This window comes from Vibrio frigidus, assembly GCF_042465995.1.
GTDB lineage: Bacteria > Pseudomonadota > Gammaproteobacteria > Enterobacterales > Vibrionaceae > Vibrio.
In genome coordinates, this window is sequence record NZ_JBCDMC010000045.1 from 1 (window position 1) to 477 (window position 477).

Annotated in this window: 1 protein-coding gene; it reads right to left on the reverse strand. The window is 66.7% G+C overall.

Translation table 11 applies throughout. The annotated features are described in order from the left end of the window. Positions 1-477 (reverse strand): FGGY-family carbohydrate kinase (locus AACW90_RS23125; RefSeq protein ID WP_502226703.1); only part of this gene is annotated, 477 nt, incomplete at both ends.

The window sequence follows — 477 nt, forward strand, 5'->3', positions numbered from 1 at the left end:
GGAACGGGTAGTTCAGCAGGCCGCCGCAGTTGGCGTCCACGTCGTCGGCGATGGCCGCGCGGAACAGGGTGCCGTACAGCATACCGGCGTCAACCGGCTGGCCGATGGCCTTGGCGAACTGGCCGAACAGGCCGACCCAAGCGTTGAGGTCGGAGGTGAAGTTGTTGGCGTGGCTCATACCGGCCAGATCGCCGGCCGGGGTGGTGACCAAGTCAACCTCAGGGTGGAGGGCCTTGAGCTTGTGCTCCAGAACCACCATGGCGAAGATGGAGGTGCCGGCGGAGACGTTACCAGTGCGTACGCGCACGGAGTTGGTGGCTACCATGCCAGTACCGGCGTCGCCCTCAGGCGGGGCGAGCACGATGCCGGGCTTCAGGGTACCGGACGGATCGAGCAGCTTGGCGCCTTCCTCGGTCAGCTCGCCAGCCGGAGTGCCGGCCACGAGCGGCTCAGGAAGCAGATTCTCCAGCTTCCACG